Here is a 7944-nt window from a genome sequence, read left to right on the forward strand (position 1 = left end):
AACGTAAGAGTACTATGTCAGACCCACGCTTTATTCACCTTCGTGTTCACAGTGATTTTTCTATGGTCGATGGCCTCGGCAAGGTGCCGCCATTGGTCAAGAAAGTGGCCGAGCTAGGCATGCCGGCGATGGCATTGACGGACTTTACCAACCTATGTGGCTTGGTGAAGTTCTACAACACAGCGCAGAGTACGGGTGTGAAGCCGATTATCGGCGCTGACTTTAAAATGCAGACGGACGCTTTTGGTGAAGATCTCTGCCAAATTACCGTACTGGCTGCCAACAACATCGGTTATAAAAACCTTACGTTACTGATTTCAAAAGCCTACCTTCGTGGTCATATCCAGCATCAACCTGTTATCGATCAGGATTGGTTGGTTGAGTTGAAAGAAGGCCTTATCATCCTTTCGGGTGGACGTCGGGGCGATCTGGGCAAAGCCCTACTCAAAGGTAACGCAGGTCTGGCTAATCAGTGCGCAGCCTTCTATCAAACTCATTTCCCTGATGCGTATTACATCGAATTAATGCGAACAGGGCGCCCGGATGAAGAGGCTTACCTTCACTTTGCGCTCGACTTTGCGGCCGAACATGATCTTCCCGTTGTTGCGACCAATGAGGTGTGCTTTCTGACTGCGGATTTGTTTGATGCCCATGAAATCCGCGTCGCGATCCATGATGGCTACACACTAGAAGATCCCCGCCGCCCGAAAAACTACAGTCCTCAGCAGCATCTTCGCTCAGAAGAAGAAATGTGTGAGCTGTTCCATGACATTCCTGAGGCGTTGGCAAACACAGTAGAAATTGCCAAACGCTGTAACGTCACTGTTCGCCTCAACGAATACTTCCTGCCCGCCTTCCCGACTGAAGGCATGGAAGAAACCGAATTTTTGGTGATGAAGTCGCGGGAAGGTTTGGAAGAACGTCTGGAATTCCTGTTCCCGGATGAAGAAGAGCGCCTGAAGCGTCGACCTGAATACGATGAGCGTCTTGAAGTCGAACTGGAAGTGATCAACAACATGGGTTTCCCCGGTTACTTTCTCATCGTTATGGAGTTCATCCAGTGGTCGAAAGACAACGCGATTCCTGTGGGGCCAGGCCGTGGTTCCGGTGCAGGTTCACTGGTGGCCTATGCGCTTAAAATCACCGACCTTGATCCACTGGAATACGATCTGCTGTTCGAACGATTCCTGAACCCTGAACGTGTCTCCATGCCCGACTTTGACGTCGACTTCTGTATGGACAAACGCGATCAGGTAATTGATCACGTCGCCGAAATGTATGGGCGTGATGCGGTATCCCAGATCATTACCTTCGGTACCATGGCTGCCAAAGCGGTAATCCGTGATGTGGGGCGTGTACTTGGTCACCCTTATGGTTTTGTTGACCGTATCTCTAAGCTGGTACCGCCCGATCCTGGGATGACATTGGAAAAAGCTTTTGTGGCAGAGCCACAGCTGGGTGAAATCTATGAAGCGGATGAAGAAGTCCGCGAGCTTATCGACACCTGCCGCATTCTGGAAGGCTGTACACGAAACGCCGGTAAGCACGCGGGTGGTGTTGTTATCTCGCCAACCACCATTACCGATTTTGCTCCTATCTATGCTGATGCAGAAGGTCACTTCCCGGTAACCCAGTTCGATAAGAATGACGTAGAAACCGCGGGCCTCGTAAAGTTTGACTTCTTGGGTCTGCGCACCCTGACCATCATCGACTGGGCTTTGGGACTGATTAATCCGCGCCTAGAGCGCAGCGGACAAGAGCCTGTACGCATCGAGTCTATCCCGCTCGAAGATGCTGCTTCATTCCGCGTATTGCAGAACTCAGAAACCACGGCGGTATTCCAGCTCGAATCACGGGGTATGAAAGAGCTGATTAAGCGTCTTCAACCTGACTGCTTCGAAGATATCATCGCACTGGTAGCTCTTTTCCGTCCCGGTCCATTGCAATCAGGCATGGTAGATAACTTTATCGACCGTAAGCATGGACGAGAAGAGATCTCTTACCCTGATGCGACTTGGCAGCATGAGTCACTGAAAGAAATTCTGGATCCAACCTACGGCATCATTCTTTACCAAGAGCAGGTGATGCAGATTGCTCAGGTGCTGTCTGGCTATACCCTGGGTGGTGCAGACATGCTTCGCCGTGCAATGGGTAAGAAAAAGCCAGAAGAAATGGCGAAGCAGCGCGCGACGTTTGAAAGCGGTGCAATTGCCAACGGTGTTGACGGCGAACTGTCGATGAAGATCTTCGACCTGGTGGAGAAATTCGCGGGTTACGGCTTCAACAAATCGCACTCTGCAGCCTACGCGCTGGTTTCCTATCAAACACTTTGGCTGAAAACACACTATCCGGCTGAGTTCATGGCAGCGGTAATGACCGCGGATATGGATAACACCGACAAGATTGTTGGTCTGGTTGAAGAGTGTCGCCGTATGAAACTCACCATGCTGCCACCGGATGTTAATGCGGGTCTATACCGCTTTAACGTCAACGAAAAAGGCGAGATTGTTTACGGTATCGGTGCAATCAAAGGTGTGGGTGAAGCGCCAATCGAAAACATCATCAAAGCCCGTCAAGAAGGCGGTTACTTCCGCGATCTGTTTGACTTCTGCGCCCGCATAGACACCAAGAAAGTGAACAAGCGCGTGATTGAAAAACTGATTCAGTCAGGCGCAATGGACAGATTAGGCCCTCACCGAGCAGCTATGACGGCTTCTTTGGATGATGCACTGAAATCAGCAAGCCAACACCACCAGGCAGAAGCGTTTGGTCAAACTGACATGTTCGGTGTACTCACGGATGCACCGGAAGAGGTGGAGCACAAATACGCGAAAGTCCCGCCCTGGCCTGACAAAGTCTGGTTGGAAGGTGAGCGCGAAACGCTAGGGCTTTACTTAACAGGACACCCGATCAACAGCTATGTGAAGGAGCTGAAGCATTACATTACTTGGCGCCTTGAAGATGCCCACGCCACCAAACGCGATGTGGTATCAACGGTGGCTGGCCTTGTGATCGCCGCACGTGTGATGACCACTAAGCGAGGCACCCGTATCGGTATTCTGACTTTGGATGATCGTTCAGGCCGGATGGAAGTGATGCTGTTCTCAGATGCGCTAGAAAAGTATCTGGATCTCATAGAAAAAGACAGAATTTTGGTGGTATCAGGACAGGTCAGCTTTGATGACTTCAACGGTGGCCTTAAAATGTCGGCACGAGAAGTGCTTGATATATCCCAAGCGCGTGAAAAGTACCTGCGCGGACTTGCTATCTCAGTGACCGACAGGCAAATTGATAACAAATTTTTTGAACGATTCAGTGAGATATTGGAACCGCACCGTGCGGGAACGGTTCCGGTCAACCTTTACTACCAGCGTGACGATGCTCGCGCCAAGTTGGTCTTAGGTACAGAGTGGCGTATTACGCCAGACGACAAACTGATCGATGATTTAAAAACGCTGCTCGGCGATAAACAGGTCGAGCTGGAATTTGATTGATACTTCGGCCCTGCCAGGAATGTGCGGGGCTATGTTATTACTTAACAGGATTCTTTCTCTATGAGTCTTAATTTCCTTGAATTTGAACAGCCAATCGCGGAATTGGAAGCAAAAATCGAAGCCTTGCGTGTAGTGTCCAAGCGTGGCGACGAAGCTGAGGCTGTCAACCTGGACAAAGAAATCGAGCAATTGGAGACCAAAAGCACTGAGCTGACGAAGAAAATCTTCAGCGATCTGGGTGCTTGGCAGGTTGCGCAGCTGGCACGTCATCCACGTCGTCCATATACTCTGGACTACGCGGATCTGATCTTCACTGAATTTGAAGAGCTGGCAGGCGATCGCGCATATGCAGATGACAAAGCAATTGTTGGTGGTATGGCGCGTATTGATGGCCGTCCAGTGATGATTATCGGCCATCAAAAAGGCCGTGAAACCCGCGAAAAAGTGATTCGTAACTTCGGTATGCCAAAGCCGGAAGGTTACCGCAAAGCGCTGCGCCTGATGAAAATGGCAGAGCGTTTCAAGATGCCTATCATTACCTTCATTGACACCGCAGGGGCATATCCTGGCGTTGGTGCTGAAGAACGTGGCCAGTCAGAAGCGATTGCACGCAACCTGAAAGAGATGGCTGGCCTGACGGTGCCGGTTATCGTTAACGTGGTTGGTGAAGGTGGCTCGGGTGGTGCACTGGCGATTGGTGTGGGCGATTACGTGAACATGCTGCAGTACTCCACTTACTCGGTGATTTCGCCGGAAGGTTGTGCATCTATCCTGTGGCGTGATTCAGACAAAGCCCCACAAGCCGCTGAAGCAATGGGCATGACTGCACCTCGTCTGAAAGAGCTGGGTCTTATCGACAACATCATCGAAGAGCCGATGGGCGGTGCACACCGTGATTTCGCTAAAACCGCAGAAAGCATCAAAGCACTGCTGGTGGGCCAGTTGGAAGAACTGGCACAGTTAGATGCAGATAATTTACGCGAGCGTCGTTATCAGCGTCTACTGAGCTACGGTTACTGTTAAGCAAACCGATTGATTTAAAAAGGGCCAAATGGCCCTTTTTTCGTATCTGATGCTATGATTCGAAAAAATCGTCTTTCTCGAAGTGTCTATGCTGTTCTCCCTGTTTGAAAATGTCCTCGATAGATACACGCCAGTACCCCGCCAGATCGTGCTGGCTTTCAGTGGCGGCGTGGATTCACGCGTCATGCTCGATTTGCTCGCCACTTATCGGGACATTCATCCCCAGCACGCCTATTTGGTGGTTCATGTTCATCATGGTTTGAGCCTAAATGCAGATGATTGGATGGCACAATGTGAGCGTTGGGCCAGTGACGCTGACTTTGCGTTTAAGGGAATTCGGGTGACCTTGAACCATCGAGGCGAAAGCCTTGAGAAAGCAGCCAGAGAGGCACGCTATCAGGCCATTTTGAACTCAGTAGATGACAATGCACTGGTATTGACCGGTCAGCATGCCGATGATCAGGCCGAAACCTTTTTACTGGCGCTTAAACGTGGTAGTGGCCCTGCGGGGTTGGCTGCTATGCCAGAAACCCGTCCAATGCAACATGCCGTGTTATGCCGTCCCTTACTTGAGGCAAACAGAAAAGCCATTGAGGAATATGCTGAATCTCAGGGGCTTATCTGGATAGAAGACGAAAGCAATCTGGATAGTCGGTTTGACCGTAATTTTATCAGACAAGAATGGCTCCCCATGGCTTCTGAGCGATGGCCGGGTTTAGTTAAAGCCATCAACCGTACAGCTCTGCATTGTGCTGAACAGGAAACCTTGCTTGATGAACTGTTGGTTCAATACGATGCTGAAGTGATGGGAACTGACGGCAGTTTGAACATCGGCAAGACAAAAGAATACTCTCCGATATTACAAAGTGCGTTGGTCAGGCGCTGGTTAAAGTATGTAGGAAGGCTCTCTTTGTCAAAAGCACAGCTTGAGCAAGTGTTTTCATCAGTGATAGAAGCTGGGCCTGACGCCAATCCAGTTCTCAAAGTGGCTCAAGGCGAAGTGCGGAGATATCAGGGGAAACTCTGGTTTGTTGCACCTTATCAGGATGTCTCAGACTGGACAGCGTCATTGGTGGTGAACAGAAAGATTTCATTGCCTGATAACCTTGGGGAACTGGAGATAGTGTCTGCGCCGAGCAATGACCGGGGTATCAGGATTCGTGCGCCCAGAAAGGATGAAGAAATAAGTGTTGGCTTTGACCCTGAAGGTTGGTTTGCCCGACCTGCCAGCAGGCAAGGGAAGCGGAAACTCAAAAAGCTTTTTCAGGAATATGGGGTACCGAGCTGGCTTCGTCGAAGAACGCCTATCTTGTTCTATGGAGAGACGATAGCTGCTGTCTGTGACCTGTTTGTTTGTGAGGACTATGTGGGCGATGAGTGTGAGCTTGTCTGGCACAAATGCCATACATTAAATGCGTGAATAGCTTTTACGTGCAACAATTTAACAAAACTGGAAAACAATAAAGCGAGGAAGCGATGAAACAACTGTTACCTTTAGGTCTGGCTGCCATGATGATGGCTGCGCCTTCATTTGCTGCAGGAGATGCAGAAGCCGGCAAAGCCAAAGCAGCGATTTGTGCAGCATGCCATGGAGCAAATGGTATTGCGATGATCCCAGGCTACCCAAATCTTGCGGGCCAGAATGAGCAATATCTGGTTTCTGCGTTGAAAGCCTACAAAAGCGGCGAACGTACTGGCGCACAGGCGATGATCATGAAGCCGCAGGCTGACATGTTGAGCGATGCTGACATGGCGAACTTGGCTGCATACTTTGCACAAATGAAATAGTCGCTATAACGAATGGAAGTGAAAACCACGGCACCCGCCGTGGTTTTTTTATACCAGCTCACTAGTCAAAACGGTAAAGAAGATATTTGCTAACACCCTGATCGCAATATTTTATTTTGCCTGATTGTTTTTTGCTCGATCAAACTTTCTGCTATTGCAGGAAAATTCAGGCTTTACTATTGTACTAGCTCACTGATACATTGTAAGAGGTTAAAACAATGGCAGCAGGACGCGAGCACTTTAGTTCCAGACTCGGTTTCGTTTTAGCAGCAGCCGGTGCTGCAGTGGGGCTGGGTAATATCTGGGGATTCCCAACACAAGCAGCAAGTAACGGTGGTGGTGCCTTTCTTTTAGTCTACCTTTTGATGATCCTCATCGTTGCCTACCCTATGCTGGTGGTTGAAATGGCGATTGGGCGTCATGGTCAGGCAAACCCGATCGACAGCATGAGAAAGCTGGGACGATCTTCGTTATCAAAAACGCTTGGGGATGGTGTAGGTCTTATCGGCCTGATGGTGCCTTGTCTGGTTTTGGCTTTTTATAGCATCGTCGGTGGCTGGCTAATTTCTTACTTGCTTGCCGCAGGTGCAGAGCTTATTGGGCTTCATGACGCTGCAATCTGGTTGAAGGGCTTCTCGGTTGAACGAAATCTTTTGGGCGCGGGTCTTTTCTATCTGCTGACTATCTTGATTGTTCAGGCTGGTGTGAAAGAAGGTATCGAGAAATGGTCAACACGCCTGATGCCAGCACTTTTCATTCTGTTCGCTGTGCTTTTCATTTATGTGATGACATTGCCAGGGGCGACTGAAGGTTTGGCACACTACCTCATCCCTGATTTTTCCAAAGTGATGGATAGCGATCTTATTCTGGCCGCGATGGGGCAAGGCTTCTTTTCTCTGACCATTGGCGGCTGTTCCATGTTGATTTACGGTTCGTACCTTAGCCGCAAAGAGAACCTGCCAAAAATGGCGCTGAATGTCACACTGGTGGATACCGCCGTGGCGGTGATTGCTGGTCTGGTTATCCTGCCTGCTATGTTTGCAGCTATGCGTCAGGGCGTAGAGATCTATGATGCCAACGGTGCACTGCTGAGCTCTTCGACACTGGTGTTTGATGTGCTGCCGATGCTGTTTCAAGGGCTTGGTGTCGTCGGGACATTGGTTGCCTTTGTCTTCTTCTTACTGATGACGATTGCGGCGCTAACCTCCTCAATCTCTATGCTTGAATGTCCTGTTGCGCTAATGAGTGAACGCCTTGGTACTCAACGCTCAACTGCCAGCTGGTTGTTGGGTGGTGTTATCGCTGCTTTCAGCGCGGTGATAGTGTTTAACTTTGGCGAGCTGTTTGGTCTGGTTGCGGCGATCGCGACACAATACTTCCAGCCAATAGCGGCACTGTTGTTCTGTCTGTATGGCGGTTGGGTGTGGAAGCGTGCCCAGAAGCTCAAGGAGCTTCGTCAGGGCTATGACGATATCGAGCTAGGTCTGTTCTGGAAAGTTTGGCCTTTGTACGTGAAGTTTGTCTGTCCAGTTCTGGTTATTGCTGTGATTTGGATGTCATTGGTTTAATACCAATCGTAGTAAATATCTGCTCATCCTAGCTTGTTAAAATGATCGATAACTGCGTTGAAAAATTTGAT

5 protein-coding genes are annotated in these 7944 nt (G+C 49.7%); all 5 read left to right on the forward strand.

The annotated features are described in order from the left end of the window. Positions 1-14 precede the first annotated feature (14 nt). Positions 15-3494 carry a DNA polymerase III subunit alpha gene (gene dnaE / locus RN22_RS21420; RefSeq protein ID WP_002536406.1) on the forward strand — a complete coding sequence of 1160 codons (3480 nt, stop codon included), beginning with the start codon at positions 15-17 and terminating at the stop codon, positions 3492-3494. Positions 3495-3554: 60 nt separating this feature from the next. Then, the gene (gene accA, locus RN22_RS21425; protein ID WP_002536409.1) at positions 3555-4517 is read left to right on the forward strand and encodes an acetyl-CoA carboxylase carboxyl transferase subunit alpha; all 963 of its coding nucleotides are present in this window, start codon (positions 3555-3557) and stop codon (positions 4515-4517) included. Between the two features lie 88 nt (positions 4518-4605). Next, positions 4606-5937 (forward strand): tRNA lysidine(34) synthetase TilS, encoded by a 1332-nt coding sequence (gene tilS / locus RN22_RS21430; RefSeq protein WP_046307582.1) that lies wholly within the window; start codon positions 4606-4608, stop codon positions 5935-5937. A gap of 56 nt (positions 5938-5993) precedes the next feature. Next, entirely contained in the window at positions 5994-6305 is a 312-nt protein-coding gene (locus RN22_RS21435) for a c-type cytochrome (RefSeq protein WP_002536413.1), read from the forward strand. A gap of 218 nt (positions 6306-6523) precedes the next feature. Beyond that, positions 6524-7873, forward strand: coding sequence for a sodium-dependent transporter (locus tag RN22_RS21440; RefSeq protein ID WP_046307584.1), 1350 nt, complete (start codon positions 6524-6526; stop codon positions 7871-7873). Positions 7874-7944: the final 71 nt, after the last annotated feature.

Source organism: Grimontia sp. AD028, from assembly GCF_000973155.1.
Taxonomy (GTDB): domain Bacteria; phylum Pseudomonadota; class Gammaproteobacteria; order Enterobacterales; family Vibrionaceae; genus Enterovibrio; species Enterovibrio indicus.